General features: G+C 65.5%; 18 protein-coding genes. 14 read left to right on the top strand and 4 right to left on the bottom strand.

The genetic code is table 11. The features are described from left to right. Positions 1-2 precede the first annotated feature (2 nt). Genes ABS767_RS08795 through ABS767_RS08785 form a run of 3 tightly spaced genes read right to left on the bottom strand, consistent with a single transcriptional unit; the run spans position 3 to position 3,449 of the window. Entirely contained in the window at positions 3-704 is a 702-nt protein-coding gene (locus ABS767_RS08795) for an SDR family NAD(P)-dependent oxidoreductase (RefSeq protein WP_408077973.1), read from the bottom strand. Positions 705-755: 51 nt separating this feature from the next. After that, positions 756-2,120 (bottom strand): methyl-accepting chemotaxis protein, encoded by a 1,365-nt coding sequence (locus tag ABS767_RS08790; RefSeq protein ID WP_408077972.1) that lies wholly within the window; start codon positions 2,118-2,120, stop codon positions 756-758. Between the two features lie 12 nt (positions 2,121-2,132). Continuing rightward, complete coding sequence (locus tag ABS767_RS08785; protein WP_408077971.1) at positions 2,133-3,449, bottom strand: methyl-accepting chemotaxis protein; 1,317 nt, start codon at positions 3,447-3,449, stop codon at positions 2,133-2,135. A gap of 214 nt (positions 3,450-3,663) precedes the next feature. Between ABS767_RS08785 and sdhC the strand changes: the two genes are divergently transcribed. The 6 genes from sdhC to creD all read left to right on the top strand — a co-directional run bounded on the left by sdhC (position 3,664) and on the right by creD (position 9,572). Further along, the gene (sdhC, locus tag ABS767_RS08780; protein ID WP_408077970.1) at positions 3,664-4,128 is read left to right on the top strand and encodes a succinate dehydrogenase, cytochrome b556 subunit; all 465 of its coding nucleotides are present in this window, start codon (positions 3,664-3,666) and stop codon (positions 4,126-4,128) included. Beyond that, a complete protein-coding gene (gene sdhD / locus ABS767_RS08775; protein WP_408077969.1) occupies positions 4,128-4,526 on the top strand; it encodes a succinate dehydrogenase, hydrophobic membrane anchor protein in 399 nt (132 codons plus the stop codon). The genes sdhC and sdhD overlap by 1 nt, the downstream gene beginning before the upstream one ends. After that, complete coding sequence (sdhA, locus tag ABS767_RS08770) at positions 4,526-6,328, top strand: succinate dehydrogenase flavoprotein subunit (RefSeq protein ID WP_408077968.1); 1,803 nt, start codon at positions 4,526-4,528, stop codon at positions 6,326-6,328. The genes sdhD and sdhA overlap by 1 nt, the downstream gene beginning before the upstream one ends. Before the next feature lie 94 nt (positions 6,329-6,422). Continuing rightward, complete coding sequence (locus ABS767_RS08765) at positions 6,423-7,409, top strand: C13 family peptidase (protein WP_408077967.1); 987 nt, start codon at positions 6,423-6,425, stop codon at positions 7,407-7,409. A gap of 157 nt (positions 7,410-7,566) precedes the next feature. After that, positions 7,567-8,130, top strand: coding sequence for an ATP-dependent Clp protease proteolytic subunit (locus ABS767_RS08760; RefSeq protein WP_408078676.1), 564 nt, complete (start codon positions 7,567-7,569; stop codon positions 8,128-8,130). 83 nt (positions 8,131-8,213) lie between these two features. Next, a complete protein-coding gene (creD, locus tag ABS767_RS08755; protein WP_408077966.1) occupies positions 8,214-9,572 on the top strand; it encodes a cell envelope integrity protein CreD in 1,359 nt (452 codons plus the stop codon). Positions 9,573-9,620: 48 nt separating this feature from the next. On the opposite strand, the gene ABS767_RS08750 is transcribed toward creD, so the two are convergent. Then, positions 9,621-10,364, bottom strand: a complete 744-nt coding sequence (locus ABS767_RS08750) for an SDR family NAD(P)-dependent oxidoreductase (RefSeq protein WP_408077965.1) — start codon at positions 10,362-10,364, stop codon at positions 9,621-9,623. A gap of 118 nt (positions 10,365-10,482) precedes the next feature. Between ABS767_RS08750 and ABS767_RS08745 the strand changes: the two genes are divergently transcribed. The 8 genes from ABS767_RS08745 (at position 10,483) to sucD (ending at position 16,441) form a co-directional block, all read left to right on the top strand. After that, the gene (locus tag ABS767_RS08745) at positions 10,483-10,821 is read left to right on the top strand and encodes an ArsR/SmtB family transcription factor (protein WP_408077964.1); all 339 of its coding nucleotides are present in this window, start codon (positions 10,483-10,485) and stop codon (positions 10,819-10,821) included. Between the two features lie 117 nt (positions 10,822-10,938). Next, positions 10,939-11,721: a succinate dehydrogenase iron-sulfur subunit gene (locus ABS767_RS08740; protein ID WP_408077963.1), complete on the top strand. Its 783-nt coding sequence runs from the start codon at positions 10,939-10,941 to the stop codon at positions 11,719-11,721. Between the two features lie 17 nt (positions 11,722-11,738). Beyond that, positions 11,739-12,197, top strand: coding sequence for a PaaI family thioesterase (locus tag ABS767_RS08735; protein WP_408077962.1), 459 nt, complete (start codon positions 11,739-11,741; stop codon positions 12,195-12,197). Continuing rightward, the gene (gene zapE / locus ABS767_RS08730; RefSeq protein ID WP_408077961.1) at positions 12,194-13,306 is read left to right on the top strand and encodes a cell division protein ZapE; all 1,113 of its coding nucleotides are present in this window, start codon (positions 12,194-12,196) and stop codon (positions 13,304-13,306) included. Before ABS767_RS08735 ends, zapE begins: the two co-directional genes overlap by 4 nt. Positions 13,307-13,468: 162 nt before the next feature. Then, positions 13,469-14,431 (top strand): malate dehydrogenase, encoded by a 963-nt coding sequence (mdh, locus tag ABS767_RS08725; protein ID WP_408077960.1) that lies wholly within the window; start codon positions 13,469-13,471, stop codon positions 14,429-14,431. Between the two features lie 4 nt (positions 14,432-14,435). After that, on the top strand, positions 14,436-14,972 hold the full coding sequence (locus ABS767_RS08720; protein WP_408077959.1) for a hypothetical protein: 537 nt from the start codon (positions 14,436-14,438) through the stop codon (positions 14,970-14,972). Then, positions 14,969-15,556: a hypothetical protein gene (locus ABS767_RS08715; RefSeq protein ID WP_408077958.1), complete on the top strand. Its 588-nt coding sequence runs from the start codon at positions 14,969-14,971 to the stop codon at positions 15,554-15,556. The genes ABS767_RS08720 and ABS767_RS08715 overlap by 4 nt, the downstream gene beginning before the upstream one ends. Then, complete coding sequence (gene sucD, locus ABS767_RS08710; protein ID WP_408077957.1) at positions 15,557-16,441, top strand: succinate--CoA ligase subunit alpha; 885 nt, start codon at positions 15,557-15,559, stop codon at positions 16,439-16,441. Positions 16,442-16,491: the final 50 nt, after the last annotated feature.

Below are 16,491 nucleotides of genomic sequence, written 5' to 3'. Positions count from 1 at the left end.
CGTCATCGTACGTAGCTCGCGCCGTTCACGTCGAGCACCGCGCCGGTCATCGAAGCCGGAGCCTCCAGCGCGCAGAAGCGGGCCATCGTCGCCACCTCGTCCGGCATCGCGACGCGGCCGAGCGGGATGTCGGCGAGCAGCTTGTCGCCGCCGCGGCTCGCCAGATAGTCGTCGGCCATGCCGGTCATGGTGAAGCCCGGGCAGATGGCGAAGGCGAGGATAGTCTCGCGCGCATAGCCGCGCGCGATGCTCTTGGTCATGCCGATCATGCCCGCCTTCGACGCGGCATAATGCCAGTGCGCAGGGCTGTCGCCGCGATAGGCGGCGCGGCTGGCGATGTTGATCAGGCGGCCGCCCTCTTTGCGCTCCTGCCAGTGGCGGACGGCAAAGCGGCTCAGCTGCGCCGAGGCGGTCAAGTTTACCTGCATCGTCCGCTCCCACGCAGCGAGCCAGGAATCGTCATCCAGGTCGATCGGGGCGGCTTCGAAAATTCCGGCATTGTTGACCAGCACGTCGATCCGCCCGTCGAGCTGGTCGAGTGCCGCCTGCCACAATGCGGCGGGGGCGCCGGGATCGGTGAAGTCGGCGGGAATGCCGCTCTGCGTCCCCTGCCCCACCGCGCGCACATCGTCCGAACCGAAGGCGGCAAGGATCGCCGCGCCGATGCCCCGGCTGGCGCCGGTCACTAGAATATGGATCGTCATGCGGCCCGACTAGAAGGTCGGTCGCGATCCGTCACCCCACCACGGTAGCGTTCACGCCGCGACCGATGCCGAAAAGCTCCCCGCCGCGTCGCTCAGCTTGCCCAGCCGCTGGTCGATCTCCCCAAAGGCGGTTTCCAGCGTGTCGATTTCGTCCGCCACGGCGGCGCTGTCCTCACGGATCGCGCCGATCGTGGCCGACATCGAATCGGCCGCCAGCGCGGTTTCGTCGACGGCGGCGGTGATCGCCGTCACGGTCTGCGACTGGATCTCCATCGCTTCGCGAATCCGGTCGGCACTGGCCTGCACTTCTTCCACCGTCGACCGGATCGACGCGTTGGTGGTGACGGTTTGCTGGGTAGCGGACTGGATCGCGGCGATCTTCGCGGCGATATCGTCGGTCGCGCGCGCAGTCTGGTTGGCGAGGCTCTTCACTTCCTGCGCGACCACCGCGAAGCCGCGCCCGGCATCGCCCGCGCGTGCCGCCTCGATCGTCGCATTGAGTGCCAGCAGGTTCGTCTGTCCGGCGATGTCCCGGATCAGGCCGAGGATCGATTCGATCGACTTGGCGTGATCGGAAAGGGTGCCGCTCACCGCCACCGCCTCATCCGCCTGCGCCGACGCGCGCGTCGCGACACCTGCTGCGACCTCGACTTCGGTCCGCGCATCGTCGATCGCCCGGATCAGGCCGGCGGCGGTATGTGCCGCCTCCCGCATCGCGACGGCCGATTGTTCGGCAGCGGCCGCGACCTCGTGCGTCTTGTCCAGCATGCCGCGTGCCGATCCGGCAGCGCCGCGCGCCTGCTCGCGCACCTGGGTGCCGAGCGCGTTGGTCACCTCGATCGTTCCGGCGATATCCGCGCGAAACCGATCGGCACGCTGTGAACGCTCGCGGCGTGCGAGTTCCGCATCGCGTACGCCCAGTTGCGAGGCCATGAAATCGGCTTCCAGCATGGCCATGCGCGTCGCGACATCGCTCAGCCGCCGAAACGTCGCGATGTCGTCCGGCAGGCGATTGCGCAGCACCTCGAACGTTCGGGCATGGGCAAAGGCGAACCCGGACAGCAAGGCGCGCAGTGGAATGCGCGCGCGATGCGTGTCGTCGGCATGCTTCATCGCCATCTCGACCCATTCGCTGTCGAAGGGGCGCGCATATTTGACGAAAGTGTAGCGCGTGCTGAGCGCGACCTGCTCCTCAAGGCGGGCGCCAACGAAGAACGTGCGGACATGCGCGGTGCTGGGCAGCGTGAGATAATATTCCCAGAACGCACGTGCGATGGTTTCGAAGTCGTCCGCGATCAGTTCTGCGATCTGGGCGCATCCCTCTGCGATCGTGCCGTCCCAGTCATAATCGCGGATACGCTCGGCAACGGGGCGGCTGTCGCCGCTCCACTGCCCGAGCTCCTTCGCTCCGGCCATCAATCCCCTCCATCATGCAGCGACTTTTGCGACGAATTCGCCCGCGCTGTTCTTGAGTACGCCCAATTCCTTGTCGAGTACGGCAAAGCCCTGCCCGACCCGCTCGATGTCGCTGGCGACGCTTTCGGTATCCTCGCGGATCGCGCCGATCGTAGCGGACATCGAATCCGCCGCCAGCGCGGTCTCGTCGACTGCCGCGGTGATCGCGGTAACGGTCTGCGCCTGTACCTCCATCGCCCCGCGGATGCGGTTTGCGCTGGCCTGGACTTCCTGAACGGTGTTGCGGATCGACGCATTGGTTTCGACCGTGCCGCGCGTGGCGGACTGGATCGCGGCGATCTTGGCAGCGATATCGTCGGTCGCGCGCGCGGTCTGGTTGGCGAGGCTCTTCACCTCCTGCGCCACCACCGCAAAGCCGCGACCGGCATCGCCCGCCCGCGCCGCCTCGATCGTGGCGTTGAGCGCCAGCAAATTCGTCTGGCCGGCAATATCGCGGATCAGGCCCAGGATCGATTCGATCGACTTGGCATGATCGGAAAGCATCTCGCTCATCGCTACCGCCTCGCCCGCCTGTGCCGATGCCCGGGTCGCGACATCGGCCGCAACCTCGACTTCGGTGCGTGCGTCCTCGATCGCGCGGATCAGACCGGCGGCGGTGTGCGCCGCCTCGCGCATCGCGACGGCGGACTGCTCGGCCGCTGCCGCAACTTCGCTCGCCTTGCCCAGCATTCCGCGCGCCGCGCTCGACGTATGCGTTGCCTGTGCGCGCAAGGATTCGCCTTCAGTGGATGCGCGCTCAACGGTCGTGCCGATCGAATCGCGGAATTGGCTAGCAAGACGGTCGCGCTCGCTGCGCGCATTATACTCGAAATAGGCGGAATAGAGCGCGGTATAGACCTCGCATTCGAACGAGCGGAGGCGGAACAGGAGATCGACCATCTCGGCCAGTTCGCTCGATCCGGTCTCCATCCGCCGATTGAGGATCTGGAGCGTCACGCGGCCGCCGGCATCGGTCATCGACAGGATGGCGGTCAGCGACACGCCCTGGGCATAGGCGGCGGCCACGGTGCGCTCGGCCGACTGCACCCAGTCCAGACCGGCGAGATTGGTGTAGCGGTTGCGCAGATAGGCGATACCCAGCTCGATCATGCGATCATGATCATGCTGGGCGAAGGTCTGCTGGTCACCGTAGAAGCGGCCCCATTGCTCCCAATGCGCCTTCGAGATCGCCGACGCCTCGGGCTCGATCGTAAGCCACAGCTTGTGCGCCAGGGCCAGGTCGGCCTCGGTCAGGTCGAACAGGCGCAGCCGTTCCCGAAGATCAATCATCGGGCTGACGCTGCCCGGCGCCGGCAATTGTTTGCTCGATCCGCTCACGAATCCATATCCCCCAGTCCGATCCGGACGGCACACCTCACCCCCGGTCTGATTGCCAAACACTAAGAGTCAGAAGTTAAAGCGCGGTTAGCCATGGCTCGCGTCGATACTTGCATCGCTCGCCGCGCCGTCTAATGAGGCGGCAAACCGAACAGGGAGCCAAGCCTTGGCCACGGCGCGCAATATCAATCGTCCGCTTTCACCCCATCTCCAGGTCTGGAAATGGGGGCCGCACATGCTGGTGTCGATCCTTCACCGCGTGACGGGCAGCGGGATGGCCACCGTCGGTGTCGGCGTTTTCCTGTGGTGGCTGGGCGCGCTCGCGTCGGGGCCGGATGCCTATGCAAAATTCCTCGACTGCCTGACCGTCGAAAGCGGCGCGCCCAATGTCATCGGCTATGTCCTCGGCATCGGCCTGACGCTCAGCTTCTTCCAGCACATGATGACCGGCATCCGCCATTTCGTGATGGATGCAGGCGCGGCGTTCGAACTCAAGGCGAACAAGAGCTTTGCGGTGCTGACGATGGTCGTCTCGGTCGTGCTGACGGCGTTGCTGTGGGGCTGGATCGTCTATGGCGACCTGGCCAAGGCACCGAAGACCGAAACCCCGATTGCGGCGGAGAAGAAGTAATGGGCAACGGTACCAGCATCGGCCGCGTCCGCGGCCTCGGCTCCGCACATGAAGGCACGCACCACTGGGTGCATCAGCGGTTGACCGCCGGGTCGAACCTGATCCTGATGCTGTGGTTGATCGTCAGCCTCGTTCGACTGCCCAACCTTGGGTACGAGACCGTGCAGGCGTGGCTGTCGGCGCCGATCGCCGCCGTACCGATGATCCTGCTGGTATTCAGCGTCTTCTATCACTTCCGCCTCGGCCTGCAGGTGGTGATCGAGGATTATCAGCATGACGAGACGCGCATCGTGCTGCTGACGCTACTCAACTATTTCACCCTCGCCGCCGGAACGTTCGCGATCTTCTCGATCCTCAAGGTCGCCTTCACCGCCACCACCACCGGAGCGCCCGCCTGATGTCCGCTGCCTACAAGATCATCGACCACAGCTATGACGCCGTCGTCGTCGGCGCGGGCGGTTCGGGACTGCGCGCGACGATGGGCTGCGCCGAGGCGGGCCTGAAGACCGCCTGCATCACCAAGGTGTTCCCCACCCGGTCGCACACCGTCGCGGCGCAGGGCGGCATCGCCGCCTCGCTCGGCAATAATTCGCCCGATCACTGGACCTGGCACATGTTCGACACCGTCAAGGGGTCGGACTGGCTGGGCGATCAGGACGCGATCGAATATATGGTGCGCGAGGCGCCGGCCGCAGTGATCGAGCTGGAGCATGCCGGCGTGCCGTTCAGCCGCAATGAAAACGGCACGATCTATCAGCGTCCGTTCGGCGGCCATATGCAGAATATGGGCGAGGGCCCGCCCGTGCAGCGCACCTGCGCCGCCGCCGACCGCACCGGCCACGCGATGTTGCACGCGCTGTACCAGCAGTCGTTGAAGTACGACGCGGACTTCTTCATCGAATATTTCGCACTCGACCTGATCATGGAGAACGGCGCGTGCCGTGGCGTGATCGCGATGTGCATGGAAGATGGCAGCATCCACCGCTTCCGCAGCCACGCCGTGGTGCTGGCGACCGGCGGCGGCGGGCGCGTCTATCAGTCGGCGACCAGCGCGCACACCTGCACCGGCGACGGTAACGGCATGGCGCTGCGCGCGGGAATCGCGTTGCAGGACATGGAGTTCGTCCAGTTCCACCCGACCGGAATCTACGGCGCGGGCGTGCTGATCACCGAAGGCGCGCGCGGCGAAGGCGGCTACCTCACCAATTCCGAGGGTGAGCGCTTCATGGAGCGCTATGCCCCTTCGGCCAAGGACCTTGCCAGCCGCGACGTCGTCGCGCGCTCGATGGCGATGGAAATTCGCGAGGGGCGCGGCGTCGGCAAGGAGAAGGACCATATCTTCCTTCACCTCGACCATGTTCCCGCCGAGGTGCTGGCCCAGCGCCTGCCGGGCATCACCGAGACCGGGAAGATCTTCGCCGGCGTCGACCTGACCAAGAAGCCGCTGCCGGTGGTTCCGACCGTCCACTACAATATGGGCGGCGTGCCGACCAACTATCATGGCGAAGTCGTCATCAACAAGGACGGCAACCCGGATACCGTCGTGCCCGGCCTGTTCGCAGTGGGCGAAGCAGCCTGCGTGAGCGTCCATGGCGCCAACCGCCTCGGCTCGAACAGCCTGATCGATCTGGTCGTGTTCGGACGCGCCACGGGTCTGCGACTCAAGGAGTTGCTCAAGCCCAACACGTCGCACTCCCCGCTGCCAAAGGGTTCGGAAGAGTTCGCGCTCACCCGCCTCGACCATTTCCGCAATGCCAAGGGCGGATCGCCCACCGCCCAGATCCGCGCTGATATGCAGCGAACGATGCAGCGCCACGCGGCCGTGTTCAGGGACACCGCCCTGCTGGCCGAAGGCGTTCAGCATATGGATCAGGTGTACAAGCGGATGGAGGACATCGACGTCAGCGACCGCTCGCTGATCTGGAACACCGACCTGATCGAGACGCTCGAGCTCGACAACCTGATCAGCCAGGCGGTCGTCACGATCCGCAGCGCCGACAACCGCAAGGAATCGCGCGGCGCTCATATGCATGAGGACTTCCCGGAGCGCGATGACGCCAACTGGATGAAGCACACCGTAACGACATTCGATGGCTGGGGCGGCAAGGGCGGCGCGGTGGCGATCGACTACCGTCCGGTCCACGACTACACGCTTACCGACGAGGTCGAGTATATCAAGCCGAAGAAGCGGGTGTACTGATCCGCCAGACCGGGCCCCGGGGCCCCAGTCGGTGATCGCGACAGCTTGACGGAATCACCCCCTGCCCGCACCTTGGCGCGCAGGGGGTGATTTGATGCGTTCGATCCTGCCACTGGCCGTTGCGCTGTTCGCGCTTATCCCCGCGTCCGCACAGCAGCCGCCCTATTCCCCGCCCCAGCATACCGCCGACCCGCCCCCGGCATTCACGCGCGCGACCCCGTACGAGGTGGTGCAGCAGGCTGATGGCGGTACGCAGGTCGAGCGTGACCGCCCCGCCTCCCATGCGCTGGCCGAGCATCGCCGCCTTATCCGCGCGCTCGCCACGCTCGCTCCCCAGCGCAAGGGGGTGGTCGACGCCTATATTCTGTCGGTCGCGCTCGACAGCGATCCGGTATTCGGTCGCGAAGCGCGCGAGGCCGCTCAGGTCCTTGCGCGCCGCTATGACGGCGCCGGCCGCATGCTCACCCTGGCGGGCAGCGACGGAGCAGGGCCCAGCACGCTCCCGTTCGGATCGCCCGCGAATGTCGAGATCGCTCTCGCGCGCATCGCCGAAGTGATGGACCCGGCGGAGGACGTGCTGATCCTCTACACCACCAGCCACGGGGCGCCGTTCGGCATCGTCTATCATGACGGCGATGAAGGCTATGGCGCGATCTCCCCGCGCCGGCTTGCCGCACTGCTCGAGGCGCATGGCATCCACCGACGCTTGCTGATCGTCAGCGCTTGCTACTCGGGCGTCTTCGTCCCCGTCCTGTCCGGCCCGCAGACCGCGATCGTCAGCGCGGCGGCATCCGATCGTTCATCCTTCGGCTGCCTGGCCGAGAACGACTGGACCTTTTTCGGCGACGCGCTGATCAATCGTGCGCTGCGCAAGCCTCAGCCGCTCGGCGCGGCGGTGACCGAGGCAGTCGCGCAGATCGCGACATGGGAGCGGCAGGGCAAGCTCAAGCCATCGCTGCCCCAACAGAGCATGGGCGTCGATGTGCGGGACTGGCTCGCCCCGCTCGAGGCGCGGATGCCGAAAAGTGCGACCCAGCCGGTCGGAAAGCCGTCGATCGACAGCCTCAAGGCGCTGCGCTGATCCTTTCCGTCCGTCGCGGGTTGTCGCGGCGATGCTGGTTCCATTCCTGCTCGCTCTGGCGTTGCTGCTCGGCCTGCTGCTTGTCGCGGTCGGGATTCGCGACGCCGTGCGACGCGTGCAACGGGAACCTAACGCGGCGCGACCGGTTACGCGCGGCATGACCGACGCCACACGCTATCCGCTGCTCGCCAGCCCGCATGTCCATCTGTCCGGTCCGGTGGACCAGGCTATGTACCACAGCTTCCGCGACCAGATCGCGGCCGCGCCGGCCGATGGCACGCTTGTCATCGCCATTTCGACCTTGGGCGGCGATCCGGAGGTCGCGCGACTGATGGGCGACGAGGTGCGCCTGATCCGGGAATATCAGGGACGCGAGCTGCTGTTCCTCGGCAAGGTCGCAATCTATTCCGCCGGGGCGACCTTCATGGCGGCATTCCCGGCCGACAAGCGCTTCCTCACGCGCGGCTCCCGCATCATGGTGCATGAGCGGCTGTTGACCTCAGACATTCACCTGTCTGGCCCGCTCAAGACGCTCACCGCGACGCTCAAGGCCAAGCTGCACGAGATCGAACATTCGATCCGGATCGAGGAAGAGGGGTTCCGCGACCTCGTCGCTGGATCGAAGATCGACTTCGAAGAGGTGCGCCGCCGCGCACCGGAGAACTGGTATATCGAGGCGGAAGAGGCGCGCGACCTCGGCCTGGTGCTCGACGTCATCTGACCGCTCAGAATAAGCTCACACGCTTCTCATGATCTTCCCTGCAGGTGCGCGCTACGCCGGGCGCTCACCAACAGGAGACCATCATGGAGTTGCTCGCGTCCGACCGTTCGCCCGGAATGAAATTGCTGCTTTCGCTGCTCGTCGCGGCGGTGCTCACCATTCCCGTCTTCACCGTTTATTTACTCGTTTACGACCGTCAGAACCAGTCGGAGACGGCGCGGAGCAGCATCGCCGAGGGATGGGGCGGACCCCAGATCCTCGCAGGGCCGCTGATCGTCATTCCCTATCAGGAAGAGGTGTCCCGGACGGTTCAGGAAAACGGCAGGCCGATGACGCGGACCTCGGTCCAGCGCCGCGAACTCTTCCTCGCCCCGGCGACGCTCGACCTCGACACCAAGATAAAACCCGAGCGGCGGTCGCGATCGATTTATGAGGCCGTGGTCTATGATGCCGACATCAGCGGCGCCGCAACCTTCCGCCTGCCCGCCGACACTGCACGGATCGTCGACATCGCCAGACTCGAGTTCGACAAGGCGGAACTGCGCTTCGGCGTCGCCGATCCGCGCGGGCTGAAACCCGTCAACCGCATCGCGATCGATGGCCGCGCTGTCCCGGCACAGCCCGGCAACGGACCCGCCGCTACGAATGGATCGGGATTTTTCGCCAGCTTCGACGCAGCCCGGCTGCGTGACGGAGTCGTGACCGCCCGGTTCGCATATGCGCTGCGCGGGCATTCGGTGGTCTCGCTGGCACCGCGTGCGGGGGCGACGCGCTGGAGCGTCACCTCGCCGTGGCAGCATCCCAGTTTCACCGGCGGATTTCTCCCGGAAAGCCGCAACGTAACCGCCGACGGCTTTTCCGCGACCTACAGGATTTCGAACCTTGCGCTCGGCATGACCCTGGTCGGCACATCCGGTTCTGAGGCTGACCCCCGCACGCAGGAAGTTCGGCTCGTCGCGGAGGCGCAGGTCGGCCTGATCCAGCCGGTCGACCTCTATGCGCAAGTCAATCGCAGCGTGAAGTACGGATTCCTGTTCATCGGGTTCACCTTCATGGCGTTCCTGCTGTTTGATGTCGTCGCGAGCGTACGGGTGTCGGTGGTCGAATATCTGCTGGTCGGCGCAGGGCTGGTGCTGTTCTTCGTTCTGCTCCTCGCCTTTGCCGAGGTAATCGGCTTTACTCCTGCGTATATCGTCGCGGCGGGCGGAGTGATCGCGCTGTTGACCGCCTACAGCGCTGCAGTGCTCGGCAGTCGGCACCGCGCGGGGTTCATCGCCGGATTGCTCGTCGCGCTCTATGGCGTGCTCTACATCCTGCTCAGCCTCGAAGCCTATTCGCTGCTGATCGGGTCGCTGTTGCTGTTCGCGGCGCTGGCGGCGGTGATGTACCTCACGCGCAACCTCGACTGGGGCGGCCGCGCTGCTCCACCGCTCGCGGCGTAAGCGCAATCGAAATTGGGAGAGGGGCAGCCCCTCTCCCATGATCCTTGGTTACAGCGAAAGTCCGCCATCGATATCGATCCGCGCGCCAGTGATGAACGACGCGTCATCGCTCGCCAGAAACGCGACCAGCGCGCCGATCTCGTCGGCCGTGCCATAACGGCCCAGCGGGATGCGCTCCATGAACGCCTTGGCCAGATCGCCGTCGGCCGGGTTCATGTCGGTATCGATCGGGCCGGGTTGCACCGCGTTGACGCGAATGCCCCGCGGCGCCAGATCGCGCGCCCAGCCCTGCACGAGGAGCGCAACCGCCGCCTTGGTCGCGTTATAGACCGCAAAGCCCGGCATCGGCGTCCAGTGCGACGCGTTGCTGCCGATCACCACGATGCCACCCCCGTCGCTGATCCGCGATGCGGCCGCCAGCGTCCCGGCAAAGACCCCCTCGACATTGGTCCCGAACTGGTGGCGAAAATCCTCCAGCGTTCCTTCGCCGATCGGCAGCATATTGGCGACACCGGCATTGTGGACGAGCAGATCGAGCCCGCCAAGCGCGTCGATCGCGGCGTTGACGCCTGCCTGCTGCGCCTCCGCATCGGCCGCATTGGCCTGGATCGCATAGCCCTTGCGCCCGGCCGATTCGATCTCGCGCACGATCGCATCGGCCTTGTCCCTGCTCGCGGCATAGGTGATCGCGACGTCCGCGCCCTCCGCCGCCAGCCGCCGCGCGATTCCGGCGCCGATCCCCCGCGAACCACCGGTTACCAGTGCGCGCTTGCCGTTCAGTCGATTGCTCATGTGATGTTCCTTTGCTGTGCCGGGCAGTCCGGCGAGCCCCGAAGCTAGGAAGCATCGCATGATAGTTCAATCATCCCGAACTATTAAACTTTTCGCAAATGCCTATATTTGCATTTCGATGAGCAGCTTTCTCCACCCCCGTCTCGAAGACGTGCCCCTGTCGGCGGCGCTGCATGCGCTTTCGGATCCGATGCGGCTGGCCATGGTCGCGCGGCTTGCCGGGGCCGAGACGATGAACTGCGCGGCGACGGCCCCGGAATGCGAAGTGCCCAAAAGCACGCGCTCAAATCACCTCAAGATTCTGCGAGCGGCGGGGCTGATCGAAACGGTGCAGAACGGCCGCGATTACCTCAACACGCTGCGCCGCAAGGAGTTCGACGCACGCTTTCCGGGCCTGCTCGATACGGTGCTGGCCAATGCGGGTATTTGCTCCGCGCCCGCTACCGCCGCATCCTGAGGACACTGCCGCGCTGCTTCCATTTGCAGCCAGGGCGGCGGTTATGTATTTGACCCGCAATCCGGCGTGGCGCGCGAACCGCCTAGCCATGCCGACCGAACAGTCACGGGGTTGAAGATGGCCGATTTTGTCCTTCCCAAGAACAGCAAGATCAAGAAGGGCACGACCCATCCCGCGCCCGAAGGCGCGAAGAACGCGCGCACCTTCACCATCTATCGCTACGACCCGGATTCGGGCCAGAACCCGCGCTACGACAAGTTCACCATCGATCTCGACGATTGCGGCCCGATGGTCCTGGACGCACTGATCAAGATCAAGTCGGAAATCGACCCGAGCCTGACCTTCCGCCGTTCGTGCCGCGAAGGCATTTGCGGGTCGTGCTCGATGAACATGGATGGCAAGAACGGCCTCGCCTGCACCACCGCGATCGAGGACATCAAGGGCGAGATCAAGATCACCCCGCTTCCCGCGATGGACGTGATCAAGGATCTGGTCCCCGACTTCACCCATTTCTACGCGCAGTACGCCTCGATTCAGCCCTGGCTGAAGACCGTGACCCCACCGCCATCGGGCAAGGAGCGGCTGCAGTCGCCAGCCGAGCGCGACAAGCTCGATGGGCTGTACGAGTGCATCCTGTGCGCCTGCTGCTCGACCAGCTGCCCGAGCTACTGGTGGAACAGCGACCGCTTCCTCGGCCCGGCGATCCTGCTCCAGGCCTATCGCTGGCTGGCCGACAGCCGCGACGAGGCGACCGGCGAGCGGCTAGACGAGCTGGAAGACCCGTTCCGTCTCTATCGCTGCCACACGATCATGAACTGCGCGAACGTCTGCCCCAAGGGGCTGAGCCCGGCCAAAGCGATCGCGGAGATCAAGAAGATGGAAGCCGAACGAGTCGTCTGACCGGTCGGACCACCAACTTGACCGATTCCGATCCGCATTTCGCCTATTTCGCCGATCCCGATCATCCCGGGTGGATGCGCTGGGAACTGCGCGACCCGACACGGTTCAACGCGTTTCTCGGCCCGCTCCTGACCCGCGTCGATGGTGACAAGGCGCTGGTTCGCATGGTGCCCGGACGGGAACATTCGAACCTGCGCGATTCGACCCATGGCGGCGCGCTGCTCGGCTTTATGGACGTGGCGCTGTTCGGGGCGGCGCGCGCGTTCGGCATGCTGTCCGCGGGCGGCGCGGTGACCGTGGACCTCTCGGCGCAATTCATCGGTACCAGCCGGATCGGCGAGCCCATCATCGCCGAGGTGGAGGTGCTGCGCGAGACCGGCCGGATGCTGTTCATGCGCGGACTCGTGAAGCAGGACGAGACCATCCTCGCGAGCTTCTCGGGCACCGTTCGCAAATCCTCCCCGCCGAAAACATGACGCGCGTCCTCGAAAAATATCAGTCGCTGGTGAACGCTGGCGAGTTGCGCCCCGATGCCGATCAGGCCGCTGCCGCGCGTCGGCTCGACCATCTCGCGCTCGAACTCGAACAGGGACCGCGCAAGGGCAGCGTGCTGTGGCGCCTCGCCCGCCGTGCGCCCGAAGCGCCGCGCGGCGTGTACATGTGGGGCGGCGTCGGGCGCGGCAAGTCGATGCTGATGGACCTGCTGTTCGCGACGGTGAAGATCGAGCGCAAGCGCCGCGTCCACTTCCACGAATTCATGATCGAGGTGCACGCCCGCATCGCCGAAGAGCGCAAGAAGGAAGCGGGCGACCCGATCCCGCCGGTGGCGAAGGCGCTCGCCGAGAATCTCCGCCTGCTCGCGTTTGACGAGATGGTGATCAACAACACCGCCGACGCGATGATCCTCAGCCGCCTGTTCACCGCGATGATGGACGAGGGGCTGACTGTCGTGGCGACGTCGAACCGCCCTCCGGATGATCTCTACAAGGACGGGCTTCAGCGCGATAGCTTCCTGCCGTTTATCGCGCTGCTGAAGGACAAGCTCGACGTCCTGCCGCTGAACGGCCCGACCGACTATCGCCGCGACCGGCTCGGGACGATGGACATGTGGCTCGTTCCCAACAGCCCGGCGAACACCGCCACCCTCTCCGCCGCCTTCTTCCGCCTCACCGACTTCTCGGTCGAGGATCGCGATCATGTGCCGTCGGAGGACCTCGCGGTACAGGGCCGGATGCTGCACGTGCCCAAGGCGCTCAAGGGCGTCGCGGTCTTCTCGTTCAAGCGGCTGTGCGGCGAGGCGCGCGGCGCGTCGGACTATCTCGCCATCGCGCGCCGCTATCACACCGTCATCCTGGTCGGCATCCCTCGCCTGGGGCCGGAGAACCGTAACGAAGCCGCCCGCTTCGTCACGCTGATCGACGCGCTGTACGAGCACAAGGTCAAGCTGCTCGCGATGGCCGACGCCGCGCCGATCGATCTTTATGCCGAGGGCGATGGCAAGTTCGAGTTCGAGCGGACGGTGTCGCGGCTAATGGAGATGCAGTCGGAGGACTATCTGGCACAGGGGCACGGCAGCGCAACCTGACGGCATCCAGGCGGGTTATTGCAACTAATTCGCAACCGCAAAGATTTCCTTGACACCGGCGATTCCCCGGTTGCCCCGTCTCTATAATGGGCCTAAGGCGCCGGGCGTCCCTGCGGCCAATGAGTAGGACCGGCCGCCCAACGCATGTTCAGGGAGGCTCATTTGGCCCGCAAGAAGATCGCCCTTATCGGCGCCGGCAATATCGGCGGAACGCTTGCCCATCTCGCTGCACTCAAGGGACTGGGCGACATCGTCCTGTTCGACGTGGTCGAGGGCGTTCCCCAGGGGAAGGCGCTGGACCTCAGCCAGTGCGGCCCGGTCGAAGGCTTTGATGCCAAGATCACCGGCAGCAACGACTATGCCGATATTGCAGGCGCGGACGTCATCATTGTCACCGCCGGCGTCGCCCGCAAGCCTGGCATGAGCCGCGACGACCTGCTCGGCATCAACCTGAAGGTCATGAAGGCCGTCGGCGAAGGAATCGCTGCCAACGCGCCCGACGCCTTCGTCATCTGCATCACCAACCCGCTTGACGCGATGGTGTGGGCGCTGCGCGAATTCTCGGGGCTCCCGCACCAGAAGGTCGTCGGCATGGCCGGCGTGCTCGACAGCGCGCGCTTCAGCCACTTTCTCGCCGAGGAATTCCAGGTGTCGGTCAAGGAAGTGAACAGCTTCGTCCTTGGCGGCCATGGCGACACCATGGTCCCGGTGGTCGAATATTCGACCGTCGCGGGCATCCCGATCCCCGACCTCATCAAGATGGGCCGTTCGACCAAGGAACGGATCGACGCGATCGTCGCGCGCACCCGTTCGGGCGGGGGCGAGATCGTCGGCCTGCTCAAGACCGGTTCGGCCTTCTACGCCCCCGCCACCAGTGGCATCGCGATGGCCGAGGCGTATCTGTATGACCAGAAGCGCCTGCTGCCCTGCGCCGCGCACCTGACCGGCCAATATGGCGTCGACGACCTCTATGTCGGCGTGCCCGTGATCATCGGCGCCGGCGGCGTCGAACAGGTCGTGGAAATCGAACTGGACGACGAGGCCAAGGCCAACCTCCAGGTCTCGGTCGACGCGGTCAAGGAACTGCTGGTCGCCTGCAAAGGCATCGACAGCTCGCTCGGCTGATCCGTTGCTGCTTGCCGCCGCCCTTTTTACAGCTGTGCCGTCTGCGTCCGCGCAGGCGGCCGAGCTGTTTTGGCAGGCGTGCGCGGAGGGTGGAATCAAGGAGGCGAAAACGGCATCGCTAGTCGCGCCAGCCAAATTGCCGAGGGCAGTCCGTGCCCGTCTCGGAACGCCGAGCAAGGTCGAAGGATGGCGCTTCTCCGACCGGCCTGGCGCGACGCTCGCCATCGCGTCCTACGAGAAAGGGGGCGACGTTGCCGAGCGATGCGCAGTGGTGTCGAAAAAGGGTATCGTCGAAGACCTGCTCTCTGACATTTATGCGCGGTATCGCGGGACCGACCTTTCTGGGCCGGTCGAACCGGGTGCAGCGATCATTCATATGGTGATACCCGACCAGGAGAATGGTTGGGTCATGGTGTTCCGCAAGACTGGGGACGGCGCAATGGTCGAGGCGATGCGCCTCGACACGACCAGCCCCGAGTATGATGCCGCGTATCGCCGTGTCGTTACGAGCGCACAAAACGAAGTAGGGCCGGTCCGATGATCGCCATGCTTCTGGTCTCCGCCACCATGCAGGCGGCACCCGCTCCTGCACCGTCCTCGCTGTTCGCAGCGTTCAAGGCGGCGTGCTTCAATCTCGACAGCGAAGACGGCAAGTCCTCGTTCGACCGCGTTGCCCCCGCCGCCAAGGCCGCAGGCTGGTACGAACTCGCCGAGGCCGACGCCGATCCGCGCATCGCGAACATTGTCTCAAAGGGTCGCGACGCGGTCCGCGCGGAGGAGCCGGACGGCACCTATGCCGGCAAGCTGTTCCGCCACAGCTTCGACGGCCGCACCGTCTGGCTGGTCACCAGCCGCTTCGTCGCCAAGGAAGGCTATTGGGGCAATGGCTGTCGCGCCTATGACCTCGACGCCCCGGCCGCCCCCGCGCGCGAAACCGTCGACGCTTGGGTTGGATCGGCGCCGACCGGCGTTCAAGCCAACGGCAACGCGACCAAACGGCTCTGGGAGCCGTGGCAGACTGGCGTGAGCCTCGAAATTACCTATGTCCCGCGCGATCACCCGCTGGGCTCATCTTACGGCATCCAGGGCCTGGTCCTGGTATCGCAATCTATCGGAGGGTTCTGAATGTCCATTCTCATCGACCGGAATACCAAGGTCATCACGCAGGGGATGACCGGCGAGACCGGCACCTTCCACACCCAGCAGGCGCTGGCCTATGGCACCCAGATGGTCGGCGGAGTGACCCCCGGCAAGGGCGGCACCGAGCATATCGGGCTGCCGGTGTTCGACACGGTCGCCGAGGCGAAGAGCAAGACCGGCGCCGACGCGTCGGTGATCTACGTGCCCCCGCCCTTCGCCGCGGACTCGATCCTCGAGGCGATCGATGCAGAAATCCCGCTGATCGTGTGCATCACCGAGGGAATTCCGGTGCTCGACATGGTCAAGGTCAAGCGCTCGCTGTCGGGCAGCAAGTCGCGCCTGATCGGCCCGAACTGCCCCGGCCTGCTGACACCGGGCGAGTGCAAGATCGGCATCATGCCGGGCAATATTTTCTCCAAGGGCAGCGTCGGCGTCGTCAGCCGCTCCGGCACGCTGACCTATGAGGCGGTGTTCCAGACGACCAATGCGGGCCTGGGCCAGACCACCGCGGTCGGCATCGGCGGCGATCCGGTCAACGGCACCAACTTCATCGACGTGCTTGAGCTGTTCCTTGCGGACGACGCGACCGAGAGCATTATCATGATCGGCGAGATCGGCGGCGACGCCGAGGAGCAGGCCGCGCAGTTCCTGATCGACGAGGCGAAGCGCGGCCGCAAGAAGCCGATGGCCGGCTTTATCGCGGGCCGCACGGCGCCTCCGGGCCGCCGTATGGGCCATGCCGGCGCGATCGTGTCGGGCGGCAAGGGCGATGCAGAAAGCAAGATCGCGGCGATGGAGGCAGCGGGCATCCGCGTGTCGCAGTCGCCGAGCCTGCTCGGTGAAACGCTGCTCGAGGCGCTGAAGGGCTGACACCACTCCCGGCCGGGCGCGCGCCGCGCGGCCCGGCCATTCCCCGGGGG

The organism is Sphingomonas plantiphila (genome assembly GCF_046000505.1).
GTDB lineage: Bacteria > Pseudomonadota > Alphaproteobacteria > Sphingomonadales > Sphingomonadaceae > Sphingomonas > Sphingomonas plantiphila.
The sequence above is the reverse complement of the archived record's forward strand: the minus strand, read 5'-3'. Positions and strand labels throughout refer to the sequence as shown.